This window comes from Janthinobacterium sp. Bl 1 (assembly GCF_058215535.1).
Map to the genome: position 1 here is coordinate 1,679,082 of NZ_CM177086.1, position 24,383 is coordinate 1,703,464.

Below are 24,383 nucleotides of genomic sequence, written 5' to 3' on the forward strand. Positions count from 1 at the left end.
TGCTCGTTCAACGGGAAGCGTTCATGCATTATCTGGCCAAGGCACTCTGGTATATCGAATCGCATTATGCGCAGAATCTCTCGCTCGGTGACATCGCCCGCGTGGGCGGCGCTTCGCCATACCACCTGACGCGTGCGTTTGGCCTGGCCACGGGCCACTCCGTGATGCGCTATGTGCGGGCGCGCCGGCTCAGCGAGGCGGCGCACGCGCTGGCCCAAGGCGCGCAAGACATCCTCGCCGTCGCCCTGGAAGCAGGCTACAGTTCCCATGAAGCATTTACGCGGGCCTTTCGCGACCAGTTCCATGTCACGCCCGAAAAAGTGCGGGCCCAGCGCCACGTCGCCAACCTCGCGCTGGTGGACGCCATCAAAATGGATGTGGCGCCAGGTGTACCCCTGGAAGCGCCCCGTTTCGAGCAGGGACCCGCCTTGCTGGTGGCGGGACTCGTCGAACGCTATCGCGCAGAAACGGCTGCCGGCATCCCCGCCCTGTGGCAGCGCTTTCTGCCCCATGTGGCGCCCGGCCAGCTGGTGTATGGCGTGTGCTGCAACAATGACGACGCGGGCAATTTCGATTACCTGTGCGCCATGCGGGTCAGTGACTTTTCCCAGGCACCCGATGGCTGGACGCGGCTGCGCATCGCCCCGCGGCGCTATGCCGTGTTTCATCACCGCGGGCATATTTCCACCATCCGCGCCACCTGGCGCACGGTGTGGAACGAGTGGCTGCCCCAGTCGGGGCTGGAAGTGGCCGACGCGCCCGACTTCGAACGCTACGACCGGCAATTCGATCCCGCCAGCGGTGTTGGTGGCGTGGAAATCTGGCTCCCCTTGAAAGCATGAGCATGCTCAATACCTTGTCTGCACCAGCCCTGTTCGCCGGTGGCGCCGCGCTGCGCCAGCGCCTGCTGCAAATTGCCGCCGCGCTGGCTGCGGGTCTGCCTTTGTATTGGGTGCTGGGGCCGCAGCCGCTGGGCTGGCTGGCCTGGTGCGCGCCGCTGCCCGTGCTGTGGCTGGCCCTGCGTTCGTCGCGCCGCGATGCGGCCTGGATGACGTTGCTGGCCGCCATGCTGGGCTTGTCATCGAACCTTACTTATTTCCGCCTGCTGATGCCCTTGCCGGCCGTGCTGGCCACGATCACTGTCAATGCACTGCTGTGGCTGCTGGTGGTGCTGGCCACGCGGCGCCTCGTGCTGCGCTATCGGGCAAGCTGGACCGTGCTGGCGTATCCCGTGCTGTGGGTGGCCGTCGATACCCTGATGGCGGCCTTGCTGCCCGATGGTAACTGGGGCAGCCTCGCGTATTCGCAGGCGGATAACCTTGCCGTGCTGCAGGTGGCGGCCCTGGCGGGCGTGCCTGGCCTGCTGTTTTTATTGTGCCTGGCGCCGTCCGCGCTGGCCTTGTTGCTGGCCGGTGGCCGCGCGTATGCGCCAGCGGCGGGCGTGACCGTGTTGCTGCTGGCGGCCGCATTCGCCGGTGGCGCCTGGCGCGTGCAGGCGCTCCCGGTATCTGGCGGGCCGCTGGCGGGGCTGGTGGCCATCGATGACTTTATCGGCCCGGCCACGCCGCCGGCGCGCGCGCAAGCCATCTGGGACCAGTACGCGCGCCACGTCGAACAGTTGGCCGGGCAGGGCGCCAGGCTGGTGCTGTTGCCGGAAAAGATAGCGGTGCTGGCGCCTGCGCAGGCGGATGCCGTGCAGCAGCGTTTCCAGGCGCTGGCGCGCAACACGGGCGCGTGGATCACCGTGGGTGTCGGCGTGCAGGACGCTGCCGGCCGGCGCAACCTGGCCTGGTTGTTCGCGCCCGATGGTGCCGCGCCCGTCAGCTATCAGAAACATCATCTGGCGCCGCCCGAGCGCGAGTTTCTTGCCGGCGGCGCGTTTGCCGTGCAGCCGGTGGCTGGTCTAGCCATGGGCCTGGCCATCTGTAAAGATATGCATTTCGCGCCCCTGGGGCACGCGTATGGCGCGGCCGGGGCGCAAACGATGCTGGTGCCGGCCTGGGACTTCCAGCTCGACGCCTGGATGGGCGCGCGCATGACGGTCGTGCGCGGCGTGGAAAACGGTTATGCCGTGCTGCGCGCGGCGCGCGAGGGCGTGCTGACGGTCAGCGATGCGTATGGCCGCGTGCTGGCGGAGCGCGCCAGCAGCGCCATGCCGGGCAGCACCTTGCTGGTGCCGCTGCCGGCGCACCCGTCCGTCTCTACCTGGGCTCGATGGCTGGGACCGTTGTTCGGCTGGCTGTGCGTGGCGTTGGGTGCGATGTTGCTGTGCGTGGGCCGCCGCGCCGCGTCCGCCGTCTGACGGTTAACGCCACGTTTTGCTGCAATGCGCAAAACCGCATTGCGCAGCCTTCTTTTATATTCCGCGCAGGCTGCTACATAATCGCCGACTATGATTGCACCATTGCCGTGCATATTGAAACGCGATGCCGGCATATATATTGCACCGCAATAAGTGGTGTTATCTGGTATTGCTGAAATGGCGCGGCTGGTATTAATTGGTACTTAATTCAGCCACGAAGTCATACATATCGCCGCGGAAGTAGGAGCGGCAAAATTCCACGGCGCGGCCATCGCGTAAAAAGCCCAGCCTTTCCACCGACAAGCCCGCGTCGCCTTCCTCCGCCTGCAGCAGGCTGGCCTGCTCCCCCGTCAATAAAAGCGCGCTCAGCCGCTGCAAGGCGCGCACGGGCCGGTTGCCCGCCTGTTCCAGCGCGTCGTACATCGATACGTCGACGGCGTCGAGCGCCGGCAGGCAACTGGCGACGATGGTCGCGTATTCGAGGCACATCGGCACCTCGTCCGCATAGCGGATGCGGTGGAAACGGTACACGGGCGCGCCCGGCGACAGCCGCAGGCGCAAGGCCTCTTCCGGCGTCACGGTGCCCTCTGCGCGTTTGAGCCACACGCTGCGCGGCGTGCGTCCGCGCGCGCGCATGTCTTCGGAAAACGAGGTCAGCTTGGCGAAGTTCTTCTCGATGCGCGTATTGATGAAATTGCCCGAGCCGGGACGGCGCACCAGCAAGCCCTCGTTGACGAGGCCATCGATGGCCTTGCGCACGGTGATGCGCGAAACGGCCAGGTCGCTGGCCAGCTGGCGCTCGGCCGGCAGGGCTTCGTCGGGGCCGAGGATGCGCTTGTCGATCGCTTCGCGCAGCGCGCGCTGCAGTTGCTGATACAGGGGCAGGCTACTCGTCTGCCCCAGGCCTTGCATGATGTGAGCCAGGGTTGTCATACGCTGAGGGTCTCCGTTACGGCGCGTTGCAGACGCGCTCTGTATCTGTTTTGTGTCGCTGGATAATACCAAAAAAGACCGTTCTAAAACCAATTTCAATTATCAGGCCGGCAATTTATGCGTGATCCCGCTGGTATTTAACGCGCCCATACGGGCTACAAATTGATTTCGGTGAAGTGGTCTGTGTGATTCAAACAACGTTATAAAAAAAAAGTTGCAACTGGTAGTGTTCTGGTATTGGATAGTAGTATATTGGCGTTGAATTGGTTTTGTAAGTGGTTGTGCCGAAGGGTCTGCAGCATGCCGCGAGAGTAGGCGGGCTGGAAAGAAGACCTACGTTAAAAATGAAAAGGTTCCAATCCTGGGGCCTAAATCAAGGGGGAGTACATGAAACGCAATTTGACACCTGCAGCTGCCGTCGTGAAATCGGGCTCGCGTAGCCGTACGCCGATCGCTGCGGCCGTTGCCGTGATGGTCGCCGGTCTGTCCTTTTCGGCGCAGGCGCAGGAAGCGCCCGCCGAAGACGTGGCCACCGTGGTGACGGTGACCGGCGTGCGTGCCTCGCTGGAAAAATCGCTGAAGCAAAAACGTAATGCGGATTCCGTGGTGGAAGTGGTCACAGCCGAAGATATCGGCAAGATGCCAGACCGTAACGTGGCTGACGCGATCCAGCGCCTGCCAGGTGTGAATACCCAATCGTCTGCCGGTGGTGAAGGCGGCTTCGGCGAAAACGACCGCGTCAGCCTGCGCGGCACCAGCCCCAGCTTCCAGCAAACCCTGTTCAACGGCCACGCCATCAGCACGGGCGACTGGTTCGTGCTGAACCAGTTCGGCGGCAACGTCGGCCGCAGCAGCAGCTTTTCCTTGCTGCCTTCGGAACTGGTGAGCTCGGTTGTCGTGCACAAGAGCGCCACCGCCGACCTGCCTGAAGGCGGCGTCTCGGGCGTGATCGACGTGATTACCCGCCGTCCGCTGGAATTCAAGAACCGGATCACGGCAGAAGGCTCGATCCAGGCTTTCCACAATGACCTGGCCGGCAAGACCGACCCGCAGTTCTCCGGCCTGGTGAACTGGAAAAATGACACGAATACCCTGGGCATCATGGTGCAAGGTTTTTCGCAAAAATCGACCGTGCGCCGCGATGGTCAGGAAATCCTTGGCTACACGCCGATTGCCGCAGGCAGCAATGCGGCCAAGGCCCATCCTGAACTGGCTGGCGTGAAAGTGCCGACCTTTATCGGCGCCAGCCTGTTCGAGCAAAAGAAAACCCGCGAAGGCGGCGCATTCGACATCGAATTCAAGCCCAGCAAGGACTTGACCCTGGATGTGAACGGCTTCTACTCGCAATTGAAAGCACCGCATCAAAACACCAACTGGCTGGCTGCGCCTGCCAACTCGATCAACAGCACGGACGACGGCGTGTCGACCGGCCAGGTGCCGACCAATTACACGGTCAAGAATGGCACGCTGACGGGCGCCACCTTCGCCAGGAACTCGGGCGAAGTCGATAATATCTACCGTCCTGACGCTGGCGGCGAATCGTACTATCTCGATTTCAACTTCAAGTACCGCGCCACCAAGGACCTGACACTGACGGGTAAACTGGGCAAGACCCATGGCGTCGGCTATGACCGCGACGATGTGTACTACCAGAACAACGTCGATGGCGGCATGGTGTATCAATTGAATGGCTTGAGCCCGGCCAGCGTTTCCTATCCTGGCGGCACTACCAACAAGCCAGGCTCGACGGCATGGGCCGGCGGCGGCGAATCGCGTTCCGTCGATCAGGAAAAATATGCCCAGATCGATGCGGAGCTGCGCCTGTCTTCCGGTATCTGGGATTCGGTCAAGTTCGGTGGCCGTTTGACCGATCACAAGCGCGATGCAGAGCATCCGTTTGAAACCCGTCCGGGCGCCCTGGGCTTCTCGAATCCGGGCCCAGCGTGGAATGGCTCGATGTACCCGAGCGACTTCGCCAACAACCTGGGCGGCAACCTGTCGAGCAACTACTTCAAGTACGACGGTTCGGCACTGGGCGCGTGGGGGCCGCATCCTGGCAACCGCCTGTTCGATCGTGCGAATCGCCATAACTGGACCGACGAATTCAAGCTGAAGGAAAAAACCTCGGCTGTCTACGCCATGGCTAACTTGACGGGCGACAACTGGAGCGGTAACTTCGGCCTGCGCGCCGTCCACACCAAGCAGTCGACCCTGGTAAATCAGGCCGGTGGCCCGATCACCGGTTCCGACTGGGGCCCATACTCGCAGCATCTGTATGAGCGCAGCTACAACGACTACCTGCCGAGCGCCAACATCAAGTTCGATGTGCGCAATGACCTGGTCGTGCGCGCCGCCGTGGCCCGCACCATCGCCCGTCCCGACTACAGCGCGCTGGGCGGTTCGGTATCGCTGAACGACGACGCCTTGAGTGGCAGCGGCGGCAACGTCAACCTGAACCCGGTCAAGTCGGACAACGCCGAGGTCAGCGCCGAATGGTATTTCGCACCGAGGTCGGCTTTCTCGGTGGGCCTGTTCTACATGGACCTGAAATCGGTCGTGTCGAACGGTACCGTCAACGCCACGTACTTCAACAGCAAGCGCAACGCCAATGCCGTGTACCAGATCACGTCGCCATTCAATACCAGCGGCAAGAACAAGGGCGCGGAATTCAGCTACCAGCAACCGCTGTTCGGCGACTTCGGCATCCTGGCCAACTACACCTATGCCGACGGCAAGCTGGACAATGGTGATGAACTGGTCAATGCATCGCGCAGCACGTACAACCTGACGGCCTTTTATGAAGCCAACGCCCTCAGCGCACGCCTGGCCTACAACTACCGTTCTGCTTACAAGGCGGGCGTGGACCGTGGCGCCAGCCAGCACGTTGCCGGCGCGGGCGGCCTGGCCGGTTCGCTCAACTACAAGATCAACGAACACTTCACGATCACGTTCGATGCGCTTAATTTGACGAACACGACCATCAAGATGTACGCGGAAAACAAGGATCAGCCACGCGCTTTCTATAGCAACGGCCGCACCTTCTACCTGGGCCTGCGCGCCAAGCTGTAAGCAAGACGATCCGGCCTGATGCGATCGTGTCAGGCCTGGTCTTCCTCGGTCTTTTCAAGGCAAGTTCCTGTTTCGGGAGCTTGCCTTTTTTTTCGACGCCCACTGACAGGGCACCTGCCGTCTGTACTCATATAAAACCGTTCCGCTACCGTGGCGGACATCTATAACGAGGAGTCTATGAACAGTCGTTTGCAACCCGTATTGCACCCCATCGCCGCCGCTGCCGCCTTGCTGTCCATGAGCATGGCGGCTCAGGCGCAGCAGGCCCATCCCGCCGCTCCGCCGATGCAGGAAGTCGTCGTCACCGGCATCCGCGCCTCGCTGGAGCAGTCGCTGAGCCAGAAGCGCAACAGCGATTCCGTGATCGACGTCGTCAGCGCGGAAGACATCGGCAAGCTGCCCGACAAGAACGTAGCCGACGCCGTGCAGCGCGTGCCGGGCGTAAATATTTCCTCGTCGGCCGGCGGCGAGGGCGGCTTCTCGGAAAATGACCGGGTCAGCATCCGCGGCACCAGCCCCAGCCTGACGCAAACCCTGATCAACGGCCATGCCGTGGGCACGGGCGACTGGTTCGTCACGGACCAGGTGGGCACCGTGGGGCGCAGCGTCAGCTTTGCCTTGCTGCCGTCGGAAATCGTCAGCCGCGTCACCGTGCAAAAGAGCGCGCAGGCGGACCTGGTGGAAGGGGGCGTGGCCGGCTCCATCAATATCGAGACGCGCAAGCCACTCAGCTTCAAGCAGCCATTTACGGCCGAGCTGGCCGTGCAGGCCATCTATGCGGACTTGCCGGGCAAGACGGATCCGCAAATGAATGCCCTGTTCAACTGGAAGAACGAAGCGAAGACCATGGGCGTGCTGTTCCAGGTGTTTTCCGAAAAACGCCACGAGCGCCGCGATGGCCAGGAATTTTTCGGCTATGGTGCCATCGACGCCAACAGCCCGGCCGCGCAGAAATATCCGGAACTGGCCGGCGTGCTGGCGCCGCTGGGCATCAACTCGGCCCTGTTCGAACAAGTGCGCAAGCGCCAGGGCGGCAGCGTCGACCTGCAATTCAAGCCGACTTCCGATCTGATGCTGGACGTCAACGGTTTCTATTCCAAACTGGATGCGGCCAATTACAACCGCAGCTTTTATAACCAGCCCGGCGCCAACCTGAATGCCGTCGACAATGACGGCAAGCACGTGGGCGTGATTCCCAGCAAGTTTACGGTCAAGAACAATACCCTGGTGGTGGCCGATTTTCCCGCGTCGCAGTTTCCTGCTGCCACTGCCACCACGCCCTATAACGGCCAGCTGTATCCGGCCCTGGTCGACCAGATATACCGCCCCGGTTCGAACTCGTCGACCGCCTACATCGACTTCAATGGCAGCTACCGCGCCAGCGAGCGCTTGCGCATCACGGGCAGCCTCGGCTACACGCGCGGCATTGGCGAGACGCCCGTCGACCTCGGCTATGAGGCGGGCTTGACGGGCGTGGGCGTGTCGTACCAGCTGAACGGCCTGTCGCCGGCCAGACTGAATTTTCCGGGTCTTGATATTTCCAAGTTTTCCAACGTGGTCACGGCATCGGCCTGGGGTTCGCATGTGGAAACCCTGGATACGGAAAAATATGGCCAGGCCGATGGCGAGCTGAGCATGGATTATGGCGTGCTGGAGTCATTGAAGTTCGGCGCGCGCTACGCGGAACACCACCGCAATGTGTCCTGGCCGGAAAACCGCAGCTGCGCCGTGTGCGATGGCACGACGAATGCGCCCTTGCCGAAGTGGAATGGCGGCACCTATCCCGGCGATTACGGCAAGGGCCTGGGTAGCAGCGCGCAGGGCCGATACTGGCAGCTCGACCCGGCCGATCTGGTGGCGTGGGCCAACAAGTACGACAATTCGGGCGGGCCGAATTCGCGCAACTGGCCGGCCGAGCTGGACGTGAAGGAAAAGGATAGCGCGGCCTACATCATGGCCAACCTGGCAGGCAACAAGTGGCGCGGTAATGTGGGCGTGCGCGTCGTGCGCACGCAGCAGACGACGGTGACGAACGTGCCAGGCGGCGAAAATCCTATCGGCCAGGAAAACATCTTCGGTACCTACACGCCCACCGTCGTCAAGCACAGCTACACGGATGTACTGCCGAGCGCGAATATCAAGTTTGACTTGAGCAAGGACCTGGTGGCCCGCGCGGCTGTGGCGAAAACCATGGCGCGTGCCGATTACAGCGCACTGGTGGGCGCCGTCAACCTGAACGACCAGCTGCTGACGGGCACGGGCGGCAATCCGGACTTGAAACCGATACGCTCGACCAACTACGACGCCACCCTGGAATGGTATTTCGCGCCGAAGGCCATGCTGTCCGTGGGCGCTTTTTACATGGACATGAAATCGTACGTGACGTTTGGTACGGCGCCCGTGAGCTACTACAATAATACCTTCAAGAAATTCAACACCTATGTGATCCAGTCGCCGACGAATATCGGCGCCAAGAACAAGGGTGTGGAACTCAGTTACCAGCAGGGCTTGTGGGGCGGTTTCGGCGTGGTGGGCAATTACACCTATACGAATGGCAAGGCGGACGATGGGGCCGCAGTCGTGGGCAGCTCGCGCGGCACCTACAACCTCGAAGGCTATTACGAGGATGAGCGCCTGAGTGCGCGCCTGGCCTACACCTACCGCTCCAGCTTCCTGGCCGGCCTGTTCAGCAGCTCTCCCCAGTATGTGCATGGCGTGGGCAACCTGGCCGCGTCGATCAACTACAAGATTGACGAGCGCTATTCGTTGACCTTCGACGTGCTGAACCTGAATAACCCGGTGCTCAAGTATTACGGCGCCAACCAGGACCAGCCGACGGCCCTGTACTCGAATGGACGTCAATTTTATTTTGGCTTGCGCGCCAAGTTATAGGTTTTTTTACCGGCTTTCCGCCACAAGCGGGGAGCCGATTTTTATCTTTTGGAATTGTTTGACCATGACTATTGTTTCTCAACGCTACCTCGCCCTCGACGTCCTGCGCGGCCTGACCGTCGCCCTGATGATCGTCGTCAATACACCGGGCGACTGGGGCAGCGTGTATGCGCCGTTCCTGCATGCCGAATGGCATGGCTTTACGCTCACGGACCTCGTCTTTCCCAGCTTTCTGTTTGTCGTCGGCAATGCGCTGGCCTTTGCGCTGAATAAATATGAAAACCTCGGCCATGGCGCCGTGCTGGGCAAGCTGTGCCAGCGCAGCGCACTGATCTTTTTACTGGGCTTCTTGCTGTACTGGTTTCCCTTCTTCAAGATCGACGATGCGGGCCAGTTCGCCTGGTCTCCGCTGTCGCACACGCGCATTCCCGGCGTGCTGCAGCGCATCGCCGTGTGCTACCTGGCCGCGGCCCTGATCCTCCATTACTGGAAGACGCGGGGCGCGCTCGTCTTCAGCGCCTGTGCCTTGCTCGGCTACTGGGCCATCCTCGCGGCTTGGGGCGACTACAGCTTGCACGGCAACGCGCCGGCCAAGCTCGATTTGATCTTGCTGGGTGACAGCCATTTGTACCACGGCGAAGGCATCGCCTTCGATCCGGAAGGCATCCTCTGCACCTTGCCGGCTATCGTCAATGTGATTGCCGGCTACCTGGCGGGCAGCTTCGTGCGCCGGACGGCTCCGGCGCAACTGCGTGCCGCGCTGTATCGGCTGGTGGTGGCCGGCGTCATCTGCGTGGCCGTGGCCCTGTGCTGGAACGAGGTATTCCCGATCAACAAAAAGCTGTGGACCAGCTCTTACGTGATGCTCGGTATCGGCCTGGACTTGCTGCTGCTGGCGCTGCTGATGTTCTTCATCGACGTGCGCAAGGTCACGGGCTGGACCTACTTTTTTGAAGTCTTCGGCAAGAACACGCTGTTCATTTACCTGGTGTCGGAAGTGCTGGTGATCATCGCGTTTACCGTGCGCACCGGTGGCGGCAATCTGTACCAGTGGCTGTACCAGCAGTGGTTTACGGGCTGGGCGCCGGCACGCGTGGGCTCCTTGCTGTTTGCCGTCAGCTTCATGCTGCTGTGCTGGCTGATCGCCTATTTCATGGACAAGCGCAAGATCTACATCAAGGTCTAGAATTTCAATTTCAGGCCGTAGCGCGTGGCCACGGCCGTCAACAGCAGCATCAGGGCGGTGACGGCGGCCGCGTTCCACAGGCCGGCCGCGCCGCCCGTTCCCAGATACGGCCACCAGAAGCGCGGCAGGTGCAGCACGGCCGCCAGTTGCTGCCACAGGTCGGGCACGACGTAGGCGAACAGGGCATTGGTGCCAGCGGGCAAGAGCACCACGGCCCAGGCACGCCAGCGCCACACGTCGATGACGACATAAAACACGAGGAACAGGGCCAGGATGAGGGCGCTGCACACGAGCGTGTAGGATTCCGTCGCCGCGATCTTGTTGATGTGGTGATACGGCCGCAGCAGCATGCCGGCCGCGAACATGCCCAGCGCGAACCACGCCATGAAGCGGATGCGCTGCCCATGGCTCAGGGCGGCGCCCCGCAGGAACAGCTGGCCGACCAGGGTGCCGGCCAGCACGTTGGCCGCCGTCGAACCGAGCACTTGCGGCACGTTGACGAAGGTGTTGATGCCTGCCGGCAGGAAATCGAGGCTGCCCGCCGTGCCGCCCATGTACAGCGCGAGCAGCAGGGCAAACATGCCCATCAGGGCCATGCCGTTGCCCCGGCACGCCAGGTACAGCAAGCTGCACAGCAAATAGGACCAGCCTATCATGCCGAGGATGCCCCACCACGACGGTTGCAGCCAGGTGCTGGAAAATTCCGCGTTCAGTTCGCCGCGGAACGTCGCCAGCAGGAACAGCATCAGGACGCCGCCCACAGCCAGCTCCAGCTTGCCCGCGCCCTGGCGCCACAGCAGGATCATGGCCACATAAAACAGCAGGAAGTACAAAGCCTGCGGCAGCGGCGCCGCCTGCGCATCGTAGCGGTAGGCGTTGGCCAGCACGACGCCGGCCAGCATCAGGCTGGCGGAGCGCCACAGCAGGCGCCCCAGCAAGGCCGGCGTGACGTGGCCGCAATGGCGCTGCAAGGCCAGCGGTATGGCCATGCCGACCATGAACAGAAAGCCGGGAAAGACCAGGTCGGGCATGGTGATGCCGTCAGCGCGGGGACCCGCATGTTCGAGCCACCAGGCAATGCCGGGCATGCCGGCCAGGTAGTTGACCCAGATCATGATGACGATCACGCAGCCGCGGAAGGCGTCCAGGCTGGTCAAGCGTTCGGCGGCGGTGGCAGCGGCTGGCGGCATGGAAGAATGAAAAAGGTCGAAAAAAAAGCAGCCCCGGCGTGAGCCGGGAACTGCCTTGCGCATGCTGGCGGGAGCGGGAATTACTGTGCCGCTGCTGCCGGTGCCGCCGCTGCCGTGGCAGGACGGTTCAGCCACAGGATCCAGTAGCGGGCCAGGTCGCCCACGCCGTCGCCGCCCTTGACTGTTTCCAGTACCTTTATGGCATCGTCTTTCTTGCCAGCCATGGCGTAGGAATAACCGAGGCGCAGCTTGGCGTCTTCTGGACGCTTCAGGCCGCCCTTGGCGATGCCTTTCTCGATCAGGTCGATACCTTTGTCGAACTGGTCCATCGTCACGAAGGCGTAACCGAGGTTGATCAAGCCCGTGCCATCCTTGCTCTTCATGGCCGATGCTTCGCCGCTGGCGATGTTTTTCGCATCGTCCGCGGCAGCCTTGCTGGCCTGGTCACGCAGCTTCTTGTGCTTGGCGGCACTCGCGCCCGTACCCAGCACGCCTTTGGCAAAGCCCGCGTCCAGCACTTTTTTCGCTTCCGTCGGGAAGGCGTTTTGCAAGGCGATTTCAGCCATGTCGCTGTAATCTTGCGGCGGCATGGTGCCCACGGCCTTGAATTGCAGGCGCAGCACGTCGAGTGCGAAGCGGTCGGAATAGCCGGCCTTGCCTTGCAAGCGGCCCAGCAGGTCGCTCCAGTAGTCGTCCGACGGGTAGTAGCGCACCAGGTTTTCCATGGCGATCAGATAGGTGGCCGGATCCTTGCTTTTCGAGCCCGTGTTGGCCAGCAATTGCAGTTCTTCGATGGTCGGCGTCTTGCCCGCTTGCTGCTTGGCCGTCACGTCAGCCATCAGTTCCTGTTTCGCGCGCGCGAAATCATTGCTGAAGTAATAGGCGCGGATGATGTAGGGACGCACGGTGGCTACGTCGCCTGTTGCCGTTTGGTAACGGGTGAACCATTTGATGGCGTTCGGGTAATCCTTGGCGTTGTAGTGATAGTTGGCCAGCGCCTGGATGAAGTCGCCTTCCGATTTCTTGTCCAGCTTGCCCGATTCGATGACCGCTTCCAGCGCCGTCATGGCCATAGGCGCATTGTTGGTGGTCGAGGCCAGCGCCACGCGCAGGCGGTTCAGCACGAACGTTTCATACGGCGTCAGGGCCGGAATGGCGGCCGCCTGGTCGATGCGGCTTTGCACGTCGGCGTAGTTTTTGGCATCCATCGATGCCTTCACGGCGGTCGGATCAAGCAGCTTGAACACTTCAGGGCGTACCGAATCGGCCGGGGCGGCAGCAGCGGCGGCGGCTGGCTTGGCATCCTGCGCGTGCGACAGGGATGGCAGGACATTGAGGCCGATGGCGGCCAGGAGCAGGCTAAGGCGTGCAAGACGGAATTGGGACATGGGTTATCCTTCAATCAATAACAAAAATACGCACCGGCACTGGCAGCCGCAACATCGTGTAGTAGCATTGCCAGAGGGGCAAGGAAGCTCGAAAAAAATACATTCTGCCAGTCTGTCTGCACAAGTCAAACAGAAGCGGCATGATACAAAACGGCTATTGTCACATAAACGGCTGAGCGGGTGCGGCAAACGTGCGCGCCAGGGCTTGCCCTTTGGCATCGAACAGCAGGCAGCGCTGTGGCGGCAGGTGCAGGCGCATGGCGTCGCCCGCGTGGCGCAAGCCTTCTTCGGCCGGCAGCTTGACGGCCAGCATCTCGTTCACGCCCGGCATGCTGGCGTAAACGATGGCCACGTCGCCCAGGTATTCCACATGGCTGACGGCCGCGTCGACGACGTTGCTGCCCGGAGTGCCCCCGTGCTGCAGGCTGACATGCTCGGCGCGCACGCCCAGGGTCAGCTGGTCGCCCGGCGCCACGCCATTGCCCTGCGCCTCGACGTCGATGACGGCGCCGCCGGGCAGGCGCACGGCCACGGAACCGGGGCCGCTGGCGACGGCCTCGCAAGCGATGAAGTTCATCTTCGGCGCGCCGAGGAAGCCGGCCACGAACAGGTTGCCGGGATTGTTATACAGTTCGTGCGGACTGCCCACCTGTTCGATGCGTCCGCCGTTGAAGACGACGATGCGCTCGCCCAGGGTCATGGCCTCGACCTGGTCGTGCGTGACGTAGATCATGGTGGTTTTCAGTTCCTGATGCAGGCGCGAAATCTCCACGCGCATCTGCACGCGCAACGAGGCATCGAGGTTCGACAGCGGTTCGTCGAAGAGAAAAACCTTGGGCTTGCGCACGATGGCGCGGCCGATGGCCACGCGCTGGCGCTGGCCGCCCGACAGGTCTTTCGGCTTGCGTTTCAACAGCGGTGTGATCTGCAGGATGTCGGCCGCGCGCTCGACGGCGGCGCGCACCTCGGCCTTTTTATGCCCGGCCAGGGAGAGGGCGAAGGCCATGTTCTCGTACACCGTCATGTGCGGGTACAGGGCGTAACTCTGGAAGACCATGGCCAGGCCCCGCTCGGCCGGCGCGATGTCGTTGGCCAGCTGGCCGCCGATATGCAGCTCGCCATCCGTGATGTCTTCCAGCCCCGCGATCATGCGCAGCAGCGTCGATTTGCCGCAGCCGGACGGTCCCACGAAGACGACGAATTCGCCGTCGCGGATATCGAGGTCGATGCCGTGGATGACGGGGTGCTTGTCGTCGTACAGCTTGACGATATTTTTTAATGCGATATGTGCCATGAAGTGCTTCTATCCTAGCTTGCGCTGGCCGGTGCAGAGGTGGTACCGGCGTCAGATGGGTCGGATGTATCCTTCGGGCCGATGCGCATGAAGCGCGACAGGATCAGCACGGGCACGGCCGACACCAGCACCCACAGGAAAAAGGTCTTGTAGCCGAGCGCCGTCTGGATGTCGCCGCTGATCATTTTGAACAGCACGAAGCCGAGCTGCATCACGCCGGTGGCGAACGCATAGTGGGCCGTCTGGTACTTGCCCACGGAGACCACCTGCATCATGAACAGGATCAGGCCGACGAAGCCGAAGCCATAGCCGAACATCTCGACGCTGAGCGCGACCGTGATCAGGGTCAGGTCGGTCGGCATGCTGTGGCTCAGGTAGTAGAACACCAGGTTCGGCAAGTTCATGGCCAGGATCAGGAAGAACATGGCGCGCTTGAGGCCCAGCCACGACGTGAAGTAGCCGCCGCCGATGCTGCCCAGCAGGAAGGCGACGGTGCCGGCCGTGCCGTACACGGCGCCCACTTCCGTCGTCGACAGGCCCAGTCCTCCAAGCTCGCGCGCTTCGCGCAGGAACAGCGGGCCGATGGTCTGCACTTGCGCTTCGCCCGCGCGGAACAGGATGATGAAGGCGATCATGCCCCAGATGCCGGGCTTTTTCAGGAAGTCGACCAGCACGTCCCACAGGGTGCGGCTGATGCCAGCCACGCTCTTGTCGGCCACGGTCGCGTTGCGCACCTGCGGCAGCGCCCACAGGTGGTAGGCGGCCAGCGACAGCATCATGGCGCCGATGATCAGGAAGATCACCGACCAGGCGGGCTTGATACCGATTTTCTTCTCCAGGTAGCCGGCCAGGATCACCAGGCCGCCCAGCGAGATGAACTTGCCCGCATTGAAGAAGGCGCCTTGCCAGCCCGCGTAGGCCGCCTGCTGCTTGTCCGACAGGCTGGCGATATACAGGCCGTCGCAGACGATGTCGTGCGTGGACGAGGCCAACGCGGCGGCGAACAGCACGGCGATGCAGGCGGCGAACCACAGCGGCGTTTGCAGCGCCAGCGCGATCAGGCCCAGGCTCAGGCCGCCAAGGAACTGGAACAGCACCACCATGGTCTTCTTGCTCGACGCCAGTTCCAGGAAGGGACTCCACAGCGACTTGAAGACCCAGGCAAAGCCGATCAGGCCCGTCCAGCGGGCGATCTGGTCGTTCGGCACGCCCATGCTCTTGAACATCAGGCCGGCCACTAGGGCCACGGCGTAGAACGGCAAGCCCTGGGCGAAGTACAAGGTGGGCACCCAGGTGATCGGGCTGCGTGCTTTTTTACTGATGCTGATGCGCTGGTCGTGCATGGAGGCTTCCTTATCGAGAGACGTTTTCATTTGACTGCGCCGTCCATGCCGCGCATGAAGAAGCGTTGGGTAAACAGGAAGGCGAGCAGCGTCGGCACGATGGTGATCAGGGTGCCGGCCGCGATCACGCGCGTGCTGCTGCCGAAGGTGCCGCGCAAGTACAGCACGCCCACCGACAGGGGGAATTCATCGGGTTTGCTCATGACGATGGAAGGCCAGATGTATTCATTCCACGATTCGACGGCCGTCAGGATGCCGACGGTGGCCAGCCATGGCGTGATCAAAGGCAGCATGATGCGGCTGAAGATCACCCACTCGGATGCGCCGTCGACACGCGCCGCATCGATCAGGTCTTGCGGCACTTCCTCGAACGCCTGCTTGAGCAGCAAGATGGCTACGGCCGTCACCACGTTGGGCAGGATTACGCCCGTGTAGGTATCGACCAGGCTCATTTGCGTGATGGTGATGAAGTTGACGAGGAAGTTGACCTCGGACGGCAGCACCAGGGTGGCCAGGATCAGGCCGAACACGAGTTTGCGGCCGCGGAATTTCAGGCGCGCCAGCGGATACGCGGCCAGTGAACACAGCAGCAGTTTCCAGAACACGGTGAATACGGCGATCAGCACGGAGTTTTTGAAGAACGACCAGATCGGGATGGCATTGAACACTTCGATGAAGTTGTCCAAGGACGGCGCCTTCGGCCAGAAGGTGGGCGGGAAGGCGAAGATATTACCTTCCGTGGAAATGGCTGTCACCAGGGTCCACCAGAAAGGGAAGACGCAGACGACGGCGATTGCGCACAGCACGGCATAGTGGCCAGCGTATTGGCCAATGAGCTGCAGGCGCGTTTTCAGGGGGCGGGAACGGAGTTTCATGGTCATTCCCGGTTAGCGGTGCTTCGGTTTCAGATAGCGCAGGCACAGCAGGGCGATGGCGATGCAGCACAGCGAGACGACGAAACTGGCCGCCAGCGCGCGCGGCAGTTTCAAGTGTTTGAGGCCCTGGTCATACGCGTAGTACAGCGCCGTGAAGGTGGAATTCATCGGGCCGCCCTGGGTCAGTACGTCGACTTCCTGGTACGCCTTCAGGGCCGCCAGCACGGACAGGATGGAGCACAGCATGATGGTGGGGCGCAGCATCGGCACGGTGATTTTCCAGAAACGCTGCCAGCGGTTGGCACCATCGAGCATGGCCGCTTCCTGCATGTCCGACGGTATCGATTGCAGGGCCGCCAGATACATCACCATGTACCAGCCCAGGCCGCGCCACAGGGTGACGAACATGACGGCAAACAGGGCCAGACTGTCGTTCGACAGCCAGCCCACGGGCGCGTTCACCAGTTTCAACGTCATCATTACGTAGTTCAAGGCGCCCTGTTCATGGAACATGAAGCCCCACATGATGCCGACCACGGAAACGGTGGTCACCACGGGCACGTAGAAGGCGGCGCGGAACAAACGGATGCCGGGCAGGCGGTTGTTTACCAGCACGGCCAGCACGATGGCGCCCACCTGCACGAAGGGCACCATCAGCAAAAACATCAGCGAGTTTTTCAGGCCCGAGACGAACATCTCGTTGTTGAAGATGTAGCGGAAGTTGTCGAGGCCGACGAAGCGCGTCTCGCGTATCAGGCTGTAGTCGGTAAACGCCAGCACGGAGCCATAGCCGACGGGCCAGAAGGAAAAGGCGGCCAGCAGCAGCAGGGCGGGAGTCAGGAACAGCCAGGCTTGCACGGTGTGGCGGTGGGCGAGTTTCATGATGTCCTCAGTGGCGCGGCAGGGTGGCCAGCTTGCGGTTCCAGATGGCGACGGCCTGGTCCAGCGCCTGCTTCACATCCTGCTTGCCCGTGACCCCGGCTTCGACGGCTTTCACGAGCGAGCGGCGCAACTCGTCGTAGTCGTCGATGCCGGCCACGTACAGGGTGCGCGAGTGATTCATCGACAGGGCGCCGGCAGCCACCGCATTTTCGGCCGCATCCGCGTTTTTCGGCGTGGACAGGAAGAACGGATCGGCCGCCGCTTTCACGGTGGTGGGAAAGACGCTGGCCTGGCGCGCGAAGGCCAGCTGGTTCTCGTCGTTCGTCAGGAAGCGCGCGAACTTGCCGACCGACGGCAACTGGCGCGCAGGCACGCCTTTCGGGATGGCGAAGTGCACGAGCCAGCCGCCGTCGGCGATGCCGGTGGGGCCCAGCGGCGCGGGCGCCACGTCGGTGATGGCGTAGATGTCTTTCGCGTCGCCGCGGATGCGCTGCATGGCCGTCGGCGGCGCCAGCAGCATGCCCAGGCGGCCGCCCTTGTAGGCGTCGATCACGGCCGGGAAATTGTCTTCGGCGAACAGGCTTTCTTTCAATAAGCCACCGACCTTGTACGTGTCGGCCAGTTTCTGCACCAGCGCCACGTGCTGCGGCGAATTGAAGACGGCACGGTTGTCGGTGATGACCGCCAGGCCCTGCTGCATGAACAGGCCGTCGATCTTGGACAGGGCGGGGGCGATGCCGGCCTTGCCCGTGCGTTGCGCGATCTGGCGTGCGTACGCCAGCTGTTCATCGAGGCTGGCGGGGCCACGCTTAAGGCCCGCCTGCTTGAAGATGGCGGTATTGAAGGCGATCACCGCGACATTGCTGTACATGGGAAAACCGTAGGTGCGGCCCTTGAAGCGCAAGTCGTCCAGGGCGCTGGGAATGTAGCTGGCGCGCGCTTCCCCGATCAGGCCATCGACGGGGGTGAGCAAGCCATCGCGCGCAAATTCGTCGGCCCAGGGCACGTTCAGGCTGACCAGCGCGGGCGGCGTGCCGGACACGATGCGCGTGACCAGCTTGGTCTGGATGATGTCCCAAGGGAAGTCGATCCATTCGATCTTGACGCCGGGATTCTGCGCCTCATAGCGCGCCACCACCGCATTGAAATACGGCGTGAACTTGGGCTTCATGCTGAAGGTCCAGAATTCGATTTTCTCGGCAGCCCATGCCTGCGGCGCGAGCAGGCCCGCGCAGGCAACAACCGCCAACAGTCTCTTGATCGTCATTTTTATCCTGGAGCGTGGCGCTCCAATGTCCATGAGTCCGCGGCGCGGGTACATGCCCTTGCCATCGCTTATATTCGGGTGCTTCTGACGGCAGCCGCGCCCCGTGCCGGGGGCGTAGCTGCCGGGTAGTGACTAGTTGGTCTTGGTGACCTTGCTCAAGTGACGCGGCGCGTCCGGGTCCATGCCGCGCGCGGCCGACAGTTTTGCCGCCATCACGTAGAAGGATTGGATGGCGACGATCGGATCGAGGTCCGGCGTGGCCGCCACGGGCAGGGTCAGGTCGCGCTCGGCCACGTCGGCGGGCGCCGCCAGCAAGACCTTGGCGCCGCGGCCGCGCATCTCTGTGGCCAGCTGCAGCAGGCCGGCCTGGGTCGGGCCGCGCGTGGCGAAAATCAGCAGCGGGTAGCCGTCTTCGATCAGGGCCATCGGGCCGTGCTTGATTTCGGCGCCGCTGAACGCCTCCGCCTGCAGGGCCGAGGTTTCCTTGAATTTCAGGGCCGACTCCAGCGCCACGGGGAAGCTGATGCCGCGTCCGACGACCATGATGTTGCGGGCCGGGGCCAGCACGTCGATCGCCGGCGACCAGTCGACGCGGGTCGCTTCGAGCAGCGCCTCGGGCAGCGCTTCCAGGCCGCCCAGCAGCTCGGGATCGTTCTGCCACTGCGCCACCATGCGGGCACCGGCGACCAGGCTGGTAATAAAACTCTTGGTGGCGGCGACGCTTTGTTCCTTGCCGGCGCGCAGGGGCATGGCCCACTCGGCGGCGTGCGCCAGCGGCGAATCGATGTCGTTGACGAGGGCCACGGTGGTGGCGCCGCCGTCGCGGAAGTAGCGGATCGGCTCGACCACGTCAGGGCTCTGGCCCGATTGCGAGATCGAGATGGCCAAGGTGTCGCGCGTCACCAGCGGCGACTTGTTCAGGGTCACCAGCGACATCGGCAACGAGGCGACGACACGGCCAAGGCGCGCCATGATCAGGTAGGCGACGTAGTTGCAGGCGTGGTCGGAGCTGCCGCGCGCGATGGTCAGCGCGGTCGAGAACGAGGTGCTCCTCAATTTGCGGCCCAGTTCCGCGTAGCGTTCCGAGTCGCTGGCCAGTTGCAGGGCGACGCATTCGGCGGCGGAAATGGCTTCTTTAAGCATCATTGAGGTCACAGATTTCTCCTTCTATATACACAGCTTTGAGTTTGAGATCGCGATCGAGTACCACCAGATCGGCGTAAGTACCGGGGGCCAGCCGGCCGCGTTCTTCCAGGCCCAGGTAATCGGCGGCGTTGGTCGACACGCGCTTGGACGCGTCGGCCAGGTCCAGTCCCAGTCCCACCAGGTTGCGCAGCGCCTGGTCCAGGGTCAGGGTGCTGCCCGCCAGGGTGCCGTCGGGCAGGCGCACGCCGCCCATGCATTTCTGCACGGCGTGGCGGCCCAGCATGTATTCGCCGTCCGGCATGCCGGTGGCGGCGGTCGAATCGGTGACGCAGTACAGGCGCGGGATGGCGCGCAGGGCCACCTTGATGGCGCCCGGATGCACGTGCAGCAGGTCGGGGATCAGTTCCGCGTATTCGGCGTGCGCCAGGGCGGCGCCGACCATGCCCGGCTCGCGGTGGTGCAGGCCGCTCATGGCGTTGAACAGATGCGTGAAGCCCATGGCGCCGTGCTCGAGCGCGGCCACGCCGTCTTCGTAGGAGCCGAGCGTGTGGCCGATCTGCACGCGCACGCCGGCGTCGGCCAGCGCGCGCACCAGGTCCAGGTGGCCGGCGATTTCCGGCGCCACGGTGATGACGCGCAGCTTGGCCAGCGTTTGCAGGCGTTCGATTTCAGCCAGCGTGGCGGCGCGCGCGAAGTTGGGCTGCGCGCCGAGCTTGCCGGAATTGATGTACGGGCCTTCCAGGTGGGCGCCCAGCACGCGCGCCGTGTTCGGGCGGCGGTGGTTGGCGGCGATGCCGATGGCCGTCAAGGCCATGTCGATGTCTTCCGGCGGCGCCGTCATGGTGGTGGCCAGCAGGCTGGTGGTGCCGTGGCGCGCGTGGATGGCCGCGATGGTGTAGACGGCTTCTCCGCCTTCCATGATGTCCTTGCCGGCGCCGCCATGCACGTGCAGGTCGATAAAGCCGGGCAAAATATAGTCGTCGCTATTGCCCGACGGGTGGAGGGAATTGCCCTCGATGCTGTCGACCCGCTCGCCGAAGGCGATGGCGCCGTGGATCCAGCCGCCTGGGGTAAGGATATTGCCTTTGATAGTGCTGCTCATCTGCGCGACTCCGCTACGAATTCATAATAATCACTGCGGCAATACGAGTGGGTCAGTTCCACCGCTGCGCCGTTGTCGAGATAACTGACACGGGTGATGTGCAGCATGGCTTCACCCGTCTTGATATTGGCCAGCTTGGCCTGTTCCGCCGTGGCGTTGACGGCGCGGATATGCTGCAGCGCGCGCATCGGGATGGTGCCGCGCGACTCCAGGTAGCCATACAGCGAATCGGTCACCTGCTGCGGGTCCGGCATGTACAGCGCGGGAATGGTGGTCGTCTCGATCGCCATCACCACTTCGTCGGCCGTGCGCAGGCGGCGCAAACGCGCCACCGGCATGTGCGGCGACAATCCCAGCGACAGCAGTTCCAGCGGCGCGGCCGAGCCGATGTCGCGCTGCAGCCAGCGCGAGCCGGCCGTAAATCCCCGCTGGCGCAATTCTTCCGAAAAGCTCGTCAGGCGCGACAGCGGCTGTTCCAGCTTGGGCGTGATGTAGGTGCCCGAGCCGCGCTTGCGCGTCAGCATGCCCCGGTCGCACAGCATGTCGATGGCCTTGCGCGCCGTGACGCGCGAAATTTCCAGGATGTCCGACAGCACGCGCTCGGAAGGCAAGGCCTGGTTGGCGCGCCAGTCGCCGCTGGCGATGCCGTCCGACAGCATGTTCGCCAGCTGCATGTAGAGCGGCGTGTCGCTGGCCGGATTGGGTTTGAAGGTGGACAGTTTGGCCAGCATGGTCATTGCTCCTGCAAGTGCTTGCGTATCAGGCGCAGACCGCCTGCGGCCGAGTCGCCCTGTGCCGGCACGACCAGTTTCAACAGTTCCGTCGGCAGGTAGCCCGACAAGGGCGCCGCCAGGCCGCCGCACAGGGCCACGGGCAAGGCGCCGGTCGGGTCGAGCGCCCTGGCGATCAGCGCGATCTGCCGGCCCGCGTCGACCAGGATGGTGTGCGCCACGGCATTGCTGGCCGCGTGTTCGAGCACCAGCCGTGCCAGTTGCGCAAAATTGGTCTGGCTGGCTTCGGCCAGCCACACTTGCATGGCGTCGCGCTGGCCGCCGCAGGCGTCGATGACGGCCGTGGCGAAGGCGCTGCCGGGCACGCGCCCGTCGACCACTTGCTGCGCATGGTTGATGGCGCGCATGCCGATCCAGGCGCCGCCCGCCTCGTCGCCGGAGGGGAAGCCCCAGCCGCCCACTTCATGGCGGCTGCCGTCCGCGTGCAGCACTTCGCCCACGCTGCCCGTGCCGATGGCAACGATGGCGCCCGGCTGGCCCGCATGCGCGCCCAGCAAGGTGGTCAGGGCATCCGATTCCAGCGCCACAAAGGCGTAGCCGGGATTGTGTTCGACGAAGCTGGCGGCCCACTGCTTGTTGTGCACGCCGGCCAGGCCCAGGCCGATGGCCATGCGCTGCAATGACGGCTGCTCCAGGCCGGCCGTGCGGAAGGCCGCGGTGACGGCATGCGCCACGGAGCTCCAGGCCCGTTCGATGCCCAGCCCCAGGCCGGAGGGGCCGCTTTGTCCCTGTGCCAGCTCCTGGCCGTCGAGGCGCGCCAGGCGTACGCGGGTACCGCTTCCCCCGCCGTCGACGCCGATTATGTATTCGATCATGGTGTGCAGTCCCGCGTTTGGTTGAGTGCGCCTGTCTCGGTTCTTTTATTTGTCGGGCGGCGAAAAAGCTGAAGGCACTATATTGTCGCCCCGATGGCTTGTCAACAGGTATTTAAGTGGTATTGATAATTGCGTTGCGCGGCGTCGCGCCATGCCCGAGGATTTGATGGCAAGTTATTGTTATTAAAGGAGTTTTTGTGGATGTTGAATGGTATTGAAATTGGCCTTGTTTAATGCCAATTTTTTGCAACTGGTCTGTTGTTGGGTGTGTGATATTGCTTGTATGCATGCTTGGCAAGGGGCGCCATGAAGAGTAAAGTCCGCCTTTTACACCTGAGTTGGAAGAGCATGATGAACGACAAGGCAGCAAAGAGCGAGTACTGGGACGACTGGCAGCAAGAGGCGCTGGCCGCCGGTGTGTCGGCGCCACTGGCCGCGCTGGGCATGGAAATGATGCGCACGCACCGCAAGAACCGCTGGCCGAAGGATTTCCTGGGCCGCGAAAGCGATGGCCCGGTCATGATCGAAATGTGCCTGGAAGATGAAGCGGAAACGGAATTGTTCTTTATCGAGAACCTGTATCCCTACGATGCGGCGCTGATCGAAAAGACGCGCCGCCGTCTGTGCCTGCACTGATCGTGCGCTGACGTGTGACTGGAACGGCCGCCTTGCGCGGCCGTTTTCACGTCAGGTGCTGAATTTTTCGCTGCTGGTGGCGCTGCTGACGCGCATGCGCAGGCTCAGCAGCATGATGGTGACCAGCAGCAGCGAATGCGGGCCCGGTTCATGCGAGCCAGGGACGCGCCGGCTGGCGTCCGGCGAATGGAAATGGGCCAGCCGCGTGGCGAGGGTGGCGGGCGCCGTCTGGTAGGCGGCCATCTGAAGCGGCGGCGTGCCTGCCGCATGCGCGTTGCCAGCGGCCCAGAGCGACAGGGCCGCGCCCAGCAAAATCATTGTTCTCATCATATTGCCTGTTTCCGCCGAGGGCTGTAAGTTGATTACACATGGTCGTGCCGTATGCCGGCCATGTCCTGTCCCCAGTTTGTATGCTTGTTTCCGTGCTGGTCACGCCGCACCGAAATGATATCTATTTATAAATTGCGTGTATTAAAACACAATAAAATAAAAATGCAAACGTCTTTTTGCAAATAAGCGCATGCGCTGCCCGTACTTGCCGGGCGGTGTCAATTGCATGGGGGAAATGACGTGGCATTTTCATGGGGGAGTGTCATAATGGCCCAGGCATTTCCGCCCAGGCATGGAGTAGATGATGAGCAAGGCACAGGACAGCAAGAAAGAAGCCAAGAAGGAACCGGCCAAGACCATGAAGGAAAAGAAGGAAGCCAAGAAGGTCAAGAAAGAAGAGCGCAAGCGCTGATCATGCGCGTGCGCCGTTCATTGATGCGCCCGTGGCGTGCGCCGGCCCTGCTGGCGGCGTTCGCCCTGCTGGCCTGCGGCGTGCCCGTGTCCGGCGTGCTGGCGCAGCAAAAGCCGCCGCCGTCCACGTTCGGGCAAGTGGTGGGCAATGCCGTGCTGTGCATCGACCAGATCGACAACAAGGCCTTTTATGCGTATCTGCTGACAGCCTTCGGCCCCGCCTACAAGCATGAAGGGGGCGCCTACTGGTTCCGCACGGACGCCACCTTGTGGGGCGCGCCGATTACCGACGTGATTGTCAGCGACGATACCAGTCCCCTCGTCTTCATGGGCGTGGTGGCGGACTCGACGCCGGAAAAGCTGGAGCCGGCCATTCGCGGCGTCTCGGGCCTGCGTTTCAATAAACTCGACAATTCCGCCTTTCCTGTCCGTGGTTCCGTGCCTGGCAGTAAAATCGTCTACTTCCGTAGCAAGGCGAAAGTCTATTGCGCCAAATACAAGCCGTTGCCGCCCGCCCGCACCCGATGAGGG

The 24,383-nt window shown here is 62.8% G+C and carries 20 protein-coding genes; 7 read left to right on the forward strand and 13 right to left on the reverse strand.

Annotated elements, in window-relative coordinates:
* Positions 1-23 precede the first annotated feature (23 nt).
* Together AC4BCN_RS07545 and AC4BCN_RS07550 are read left to right on the forward strand one after the other, a co-directional pair.
* Complete coding sequence (locus tag AC4BCN_RS07545) at positions 24-842, forward strand: AraC family transcriptional regulator (protein WP_490492920.1); 819 nt, start codon at positions 24-26, stop codon at positions 840-842.
* Positions 839-2,302: a nitrilase-related carbon-nitrogen hydrolase gene (locus AC4BCN_RS07550; RefSeq protein ID WP_490492921.1), complete on the forward strand. Its 1,464-nt coding sequence runs from the start codon at positions 839-841 to the stop codon at positions 2,300-2,302. Before AC4BCN_RS07545 ends, AC4BCN_RS07550 begins: the two co-directional genes overlap by 4 nt.
* A 192-nt stretch (positions 2,303-2,494) precedes the next feature.
* Here AC4BCN_RS07550 and AC4BCN_RS07555 read toward each other — a convergent pair whose 3' ends face one another.
* Complete coding sequence (locus AC4BCN_RS07555) at positions 2,495-3,235, reverse strand: GntR family transcriptional regulator (protein WP_034759852.1); 741 nt, start codon at positions 3,233-3,235, stop codon at positions 2,495-2,497.
* 387 nt (positions 3,236-3,622) lie between these two features.
* Here AC4BCN_RS07555 and AC4BCN_RS07560 point away from each other — a divergent pair, with 387 nt between their 5' ends.
* The 3 genes from AC4BCN_RS07560 (at position 3,623) to AC4BCN_RS07570 (ending at position 10,382) form a co-directional block, all read left to right on the forward strand.
* Positions 3,623-6,304 (forward strand): TonB-dependent receptor, encoded by a 2,682-nt coding sequence (locus AC4BCN_RS07560; RefSeq protein ID WP_490492922.1) that lies wholly within the window; start codon positions 3,623-3,625, stop codon positions 6,302-6,304.
* A gap of 177 nt (positions 6,305-6,481) precedes the next feature.
* Complete coding sequence (locus AC4BCN_RS07565) at positions 6,482-9,196, forward strand: TonB-dependent receptor (protein WP_490492923.1); 2,715 nt, start codon at positions 6,482-6,484, stop codon at positions 9,194-9,196.
* Positions 9,197-9,260: 64 nt separating this feature from the next.
* Positions 9,261-10,382 carry an acyltransferase family protein gene (locus AC4BCN_RS07570; protein ID WP_490492924.1) on the forward strand — a complete coding sequence of 374 codons (1,122 nt, stop codon included), beginning with the start codon at positions 9,261-9,263 and terminating at the stop codon, positions 10,380-10,382.
* On the opposite strand, the gene AC4BCN_RS07575 is transcribed toward AC4BCN_RS07570, so the two are convergent.
* The 11 genes from AC4BCN_RS07575 to AC4BCN_RS07625 all read right to left on the reverse strand — a co-directional run bounded on the left by AC4BCN_RS07575 (position 10,379) and on the right by AC4BCN_RS07625 (position 22,475).
* On the reverse strand, positions 10,379-11,572 hold the full coding sequence (locus tag AC4BCN_RS07575; RefSeq protein ID WP_490492925.1) for a DUF5009 domain-containing protein: 1,194 nt from the start codon (positions 11,570-11,572) through the stop codon (positions 10,379-10,381). The two genes, AC4BCN_RS07570 and AC4BCN_RS07575, sit on opposite strands and share 4 nt — an antisense overlap.
* A gap of 80 nt (positions 11,573-11,652) precedes the next feature.
* The gene (locus tag AC4BCN_RS07580; RefSeq protein WP_139090255.1) at positions 11,653-12,960 is read right to left on the reverse strand and encodes a tetratricopeptide repeat protein; all 1,308 of its coding nucleotides are present in this window, start codon (positions 12,958-12,960) and stop codon (positions 11,653-11,655) included.
* A 160-nt stretch (positions 12,961-13,120) separates the two neighbouring features.
* A complete protein-coding gene (locus tag AC4BCN_RS07585; RefSeq protein WP_490492926.1) occupies positions 13,121-14,254 on the reverse strand; it encodes an ABC transporter ATP-binding protein in 1,134 nt (377 codons plus the stop codon).
* A gap of 14 nt (positions 14,255-14,268) precedes the next feature.
* Positions 14,269-15,597 carry an MFS transporter gene (locus tag AC4BCN_RS07590; RefSeq protein ID WP_490492927.1) on the reverse strand — a complete coding sequence of 443 codons (1,329 nt, stop codon included), beginning with the start codon at positions 15,595-15,597 and terminating at the stop codon, positions 14,269-14,271.
* A gap of 26 nt (positions 15,598-15,623) precedes the next feature.
* Entirely contained in the window at positions 15,624-16,472 is an 849-nt protein-coding gene (locus AC4BCN_RS07595) for a carbohydrate ABC transporter permease (RefSeq protein ID WP_436482744.1), read from the reverse strand.
* Positions 16,473-16,484: 12 nt separating this feature from the next.
* Complete coding sequence (locus tag AC4BCN_RS07600; RefSeq protein WP_490492928.1) at positions 16,485-17,354, reverse strand: carbohydrate ABC transporter permease; 870 nt, start codon at positions 17,352-17,354, stop codon at positions 16,485-16,487.
* Between the two features lie 7 nt (positions 17,355-17,361).
* Positions 17,362-18,621 (reverse strand): ABC transporter substrate-binding protein, encoded by a 1,260-nt coding sequence (locus AC4BCN_RS07605; RefSeq protein WP_490492929.1) that lies wholly within the window; start codon positions 18,619-18,621, stop codon positions 17,362-17,364.
* Positions 18,622-18,753: 132 nt separating this feature from the next.
* Positions 18,754-19,767 (reverse strand): SIS domain-containing protein, encoded by a 1,014-nt coding sequence (locus tag AC4BCN_RS07610; protein WP_139090262.1) that lies wholly within the window; start codon positions 19,765-19,767, stop codon positions 18,754-18,756.
* On the reverse strand, positions 19,757-20,869 hold the full coding sequence (nagA, locus tag AC4BCN_RS07615; RefSeq protein WP_139090264.1) for an N-acetylglucosamine-6-phosphate deacetylase: 1,113 nt from the start codon (positions 20,867-20,869) through the stop codon (positions 19,757-19,759). The genes AC4BCN_RS07610 and nagA overlap by 11 nt, the downstream gene beginning before the upstream one ends.
* Positions 20,866-21,600 (reverse strand): GntR family transcriptional regulator, encoded by a 735-nt coding sequence (locus tag AC4BCN_RS07620; RefSeq protein ID WP_046685618.1) that lies wholly within the window; start codon positions 21,598-21,600, stop codon positions 20,866-20,868. Before AC4BCN_RS07620 ends, nagA begins: the two co-directional genes overlap by 4 nt.
* Before the next feature lie 2 nt (positions 21,601-21,602).
* Positions 21,603-22,475: a glucosamine kinase nucleotide-binding domain-containing protein gene (locus tag AC4BCN_RS07625; protein ID WP_490492931.1), complete on the reverse strand. Its 873-nt coding sequence runs from the start codon at positions 22,473-22,475 to the stop codon at positions 21,603-21,605.
* Positions 22,476-22,823: 348 nt separating this feature from the next.
* On the opposite strand from AC4BCN_RS07625, the gene AC4BCN_RS07630 reads away from it, so the two are divergent.
* Positions 22,824-23,111: a hypothetical protein gene (locus AC4BCN_RS07630; RefSeq protein ID WP_034759823.1), complete on the forward strand. Its 288-nt coding sequence runs from the start codon at positions 22,824-22,826 to the stop codon at positions 23,109-23,111.
* Positions 23,112-23,162: 51 nt separating this feature from the next.
* Here AC4BCN_RS07630 and AC4BCN_RS07635 read toward each other — a convergent pair whose 3' ends face one another.
* On the reverse strand, positions 23,163-23,441 hold the full coding sequence (locus tag AC4BCN_RS07635; RefSeq protein ID WP_490492932.1) for a hypothetical protein: 279 nt from the start codon (positions 23,439-23,441) through the stop codon (positions 23,163-23,165).
* Between the two features lie 414 nt (positions 23,442-23,855).
* On the opposite strand from AC4BCN_RS07635, the gene AC4BCN_RS07640 reads away from it, so the two are divergent.
* The gene (locus AC4BCN_RS07640) at positions 23,856-24,380 is read left to right on the forward strand and encodes a hypothetical protein (RefSeq protein WP_139090270.1); all 525 of its coding nucleotides are present in this window, start codon (positions 23,856-23,858) and stop codon (positions 24,378-24,380) included.
* Positions 24,381-24,383 lie beyond the last annotated feature (3 nt).

Coding starts and splice junctions, on each gene's coding strand:
- AC4BCN_RS07545 (WP_490492920.1), top strand. CDS start 24: ATGCATTATCTGGCCAAGGCACTCTGGTATATCGAATCGCATTATGCG.
- AC4BCN_RS07550 (WP_490492921.1), top strand. CDS start 839: ATGAGCATGCTCAATACCTTGTCTGCACCAGCCCTGTTCGCCGGTGGC.
- AC4BCN_RS07555 (WP_034759852.1), bottom strand. CDS start 3,235: ATGACAACCCTGGCTCACATCATGCAAGGCCTGGGGCAGACGAGTAGC.
- AC4BCN_RS07560 (WP_490492922.1), top strand. CDS start 3,623: ATGAAACGCAATTTGACACCTGCAGCTGCCGTCGTGAAATCGGGCTCG.
- AC4BCN_RS07565 (WP_490492923.1), top strand. CDS start 6,482: ATGAACAGTCGTTTGCAACCCGTATTGCACCCCATCGCCGCCGCTGCC.
- AC4BCN_RS07570 (WP_490492924.1), top strand. CDS start 9,261: ATGACTATTGTTTCTCAACGCTACCTCGCCCTCGACGTCCTGCGCGGC.
- AC4BCN_RS07575 (WP_490492925.1), bottom strand. CDS start 11,572: ATGCCGCCAGCCGCTGCCACCGCCGCCGAACGCTTGACCAGCCTGGAC.
- AC4BCN_RS07580 (WP_139090255.1), bottom strand. CDS start 12,960: ATGTCCCAATTCCGTCTTGCACGCCTTAGCCTGCTCCTGGCCGCCATC.
- AC4BCN_RS07585 (WP_490492926.1), bottom strand. CDS start 14,254: ATGGCACATATCGCATTAAAAAATATCGTCAAGCTGTACGACGACAAG.
- AC4BCN_RS07590 (WP_490492927.1), bottom strand. CDS start 15,597: ATGCACGACCAGCGCATCAGCATCAGTAAAAAAGCACGCAGCCCGATC.
- AC4BCN_RS07595 (WP_436482744.1), bottom strand. CDS start 16,472: ATGAAACTCCGTTCCCGCCCCCTGAAAACGCGCCTGCAGCTCATTGGC.
- AC4BCN_RS07600 (WP_490492928.1), bottom strand. CDS start 17,354: ATGAAACTCGCCCACCGCCACACCGTGCAAGCCTGGCTGTTCCTGACT.
- AC4BCN_RS07605 (WP_490492929.1), bottom strand. CDS start 18,621: ATGACGATCAAGAGACTGTTGGCGGTTGTTGCCTGCGCGGGCCTGCTC.
- AC4BCN_RS07610 (WP_139090262.1), bottom strand. CDS start 19,767: ATGATGCTTAAAGAAGCCATTTCCGCCGCCGAATGCGTCGCCCTGCAA.
- nagA (WP_139090264.1), bottom strand. CDS start 20,869: ATGAGCAGCACTATCAAAGGCAATATCCTTACCCCAGGCGGCTGGATC.
- AC4BCN_RS07620 (WP_046685618.1), bottom strand. CDS start 21,600: ATGCTGGCCAAACTGTCCACCTTCAAACCCAATCCGGCCAGCGACACG.
- AC4BCN_RS07625 (WP_490492931.1), bottom strand. CDS start 22,475: ATGATCGAATACATAATCGGCGTCGACGGCGGGGGAAGCGGTACCCGC.
- AC4BCN_RS07630 (WP_034759823.1), top strand. CDS start 22,824: ATGATGAACGACAAGGCAGCAAAGAGCGAGTACTGGGACGACTGGCAG.
- AC4BCN_RS07635 (WP_490492932.1), bottom strand. CDS start 23,441: ATGATGAGAACAATGATTTTGCTGGGCGCGGCCCTGTCGCTCTGGGCC.
- AC4BCN_RS07640 (WP_139090270.1), top strand. CDS start 23,856: ATGCGCGTGCGCCGTTCATTGATGCGCCCGTGGCGTGCGCCGGCCCTG.